Below are 2,245 nucleotides of genomic sequence, written 5' to 3'. Positions count from 1 at the left end.
CCTCCACCGGCTCCGGGGAGAAGACACCAACGGCGGCGCACTCTGCCTTCCTGCGGTCCCAGGAGCTCCTCACCGCCTCGCGGAAGGGGCGTCTCTCCTACTCCATGATCTTCCAGGCGTCACACATCACCCGCCGCCTTATCTCCCGGAAGTCCAGGCAGACCGCATGGCTCGCGGGCTCCTTAAGGGCTGTCTCACACCGCGCGCTGACGGGCATGCTATCCTCCTTTCTCCGGCCGCTGGCCCTGCCACCACCCCGCGAGGTGGGCACCCAGCACTAGCTGCCCTGTATCCGGAAGCCCCGTCGCAGATACTCATCAGCAGTGACTCGGCTCACCTCTCCCTCCGAGGTCACCAGCACGAATACGTCATGGGGCACGGGTTCATTGAACCAGAACTGCTGTCCTAACACCCACCATTGCCAGGGTTGCCAGGTCGCTGGCGGGGGCTGGGGGAGCGGGGGGCCCCTGTACCCGCCGTCGATGGCATACTTGAGCGTGATGCCCTGATGGGTGAGCTCGGGGGATCCAGCGCCGGTCACTGGCGGCACGGCTCCCCGGAGTGTTGTTGTGCCCCCGGAAGACCCTGGGCTCATGTTCCCAAGTGGCCTCAGCTGCCAGTCCCCCTTGACTTCCTGCACCTCCCCAGTAGTCAGGTTCTTCGCTTCCATGGTAGTAATGCGGACCCTCAGAGCGTTGGCGTTCCACCCGAACGGTGAAAGCACCAGGGCACCGACCGTGACCCCGCCGGCGCTTTCAATAGTGCTGGCCTGCCCGGTGCCCAGCGGGCCACTGTCATCGCCGACACCTACCGGCCCGGGCGTGACCTGCCAGCCGGATAGCCCCTGGGGGGCAAGGACCGCGTAGAAGAGAGTGCCATACCATTGCCCTCTCCATGCGAAGAAACCGTATGTCATCACTACAAGGGTCAGGTCCCGGTCAGTAGTGGAGTAGTCGGCGGTGGGGCGCCAATACTCTGGAGGTGGCACTGGCAGCGGATAAGGCGCCACCGGGTAACAGCCCACCATCATCCCGACCAGGGCAATGGTGAGCAAAATCGAAGCGCACCTTCTCGGCAGCCCCTTCCGCACCTCACAACCTCCTTTAAGGGCTGCCTGGCACCGCTCGCTAATGGGCATCCTGCCCTCCTTTCTCCGGCCGCTGTTTTCCCCACCACTCGCTGAGCTGCCCCAGGGCCTCCTTGTTGGAGATCTCCCCCGCCTTCACCCTCTGGGCCAGGGCCTCTATCTTGCCCATGACGGGGGGGCGCAGCTTCCTCATCTCAGTCCTGGCCTCCCGAGACTGCTGCTGTGCTGAGGCGGCAGCCCGCTCCAGGTCCTCCAGGGACCCGACCTCGTTGACCTGGTGGCGCAGGCCCCTGCCCTTGGGCAGCCAGCGGCGCAGGAACTCCCTCTCGGCGCTAGATATGGAGCCCTGCTTTTCCGGGGCGGCGTCCACCCGCTCCCAGATGTTCAGCTCATCAACACAAAGGGCCAGCCGGCCCTGGACCTCCGGGTTCTCAATACCCGTGGTCCGGGCGAACCTCACGGCCTCGGAGAGGGCCCCTGAGCAGGTGGAGAGGTGGTCAGAGGTGCAGGGGACGCACCCGGTGCCCTTCTGGGCTTCTGGGGTCTTCTGGGGTGTGCTGGGGGGGATCGCCCGCGGGGCGGGGGCCTCGGCCTCTTTTTCCGCCACCGGGGCCAACGGCTCCGGGGCGGCGGCTTTTTTCGAGGACCTGAGCACCACTACCTTCAAGAAGTCCGAGGCTAGCTTGCTCCCCTGCTCTATGAGGTAGGCGCCGAAATTCCTGTCCACGCCCCCACTATACTTTTGGGGGGCCGGGTCGTCAACCGGCCCCGGGGGGTGCTAAAATACGTTGTACGTCTACGATTGAACGGGAAACGTAGACGTAGAACGTAGAACGTAGAAACGTAGAAACGTAGAACGTAGAATGTATAAGTGCTCGTGCGGCTATGAGACGGAGAAGGGAAACGCCTTCTCCGTCCACTTCAAGCACCACAAGGGCGATGAGCACAAGAGGCTGGGCTGGGCGGACCCGGTAACCGGGGTGCTGTATCCGACCAGGCCGACGGCGAAAAAGGCGACAAAGGCGAAAAAGGCAGAGACCGCGGAAACCAAGATAGTTCCCCAGGGGTCAGTGCCGGCCGCTGCCCTCAGCTCGGCCAGGCCGCCCATTTTGTTTCAGCTGGGCCAGGAGAACATCCCCCTCGACTTCCAGGACCTCT

Annotated in this window: 4 protein-coding genes; 2 read left to right on the top strand and 2 right to left on the bottom strand. The window is 64.2% G+C overall.

Features of this window, described 5'->3' with window-relative positions; all coding sequences use genetic code 11:
- Positions 1-281: hypothetical protein (locus KJ624_04945; GenBank protein MBU2009174.1), on the top strand; the 281-nt coding region annotated here is incomplete at its 5' end.
- On the opposite strand, the gene KJ624_04940 is transcribed toward KJ624_04945, so the two are convergent.
- Complete coding sequence (locus tag KJ624_04940; GenBank protein ID MBU2009173.1) at positions 278-1,138, bottom strand: hypothetical protein; 861 nt, start codon at positions 1,136-1,138, stop codon at positions 278-280. The genes KJ624_04945 and KJ624_04940 overlap by 4 nt on opposite strands.
- Positions 1,128-1,814 carry a hypothetical protein gene (locus KJ624_04935; protein ID MBU2009172.1) on the bottom strand — a complete coding sequence of 229 codons (687 nt, stop codon included), beginning with the start codon at positions 1,812-1,814 and terminating at the stop codon, positions 1,128-1,130. Before KJ624_04935 ends, KJ624_04940 begins: the two co-directional genes overlap by 11 nt.
- 136 nt (positions 1,815-1,950) lie before the next feature.
- Here KJ624_04935 and KJ624_04930 point away from each other — a divergent pair.
- The coding region (locus KJ624_04930) for a hypothetical protein (protein MBU2009171.1) at positions 1,951-2,245 on the top strand (295 nt) is incomplete at its 3' end.

It is taken from the genome of Chloroflexota bacterium, from assembly GCA_018825785.1.
Classification (GTDB): Bacteria; Chloroflexota; Dehalococcoidia; order JACVQG01; family JAHKAY01; genus JAHKAY01.
This window is presented reverse-complemented; position numbering and strand designations above follow the sequence as displayed.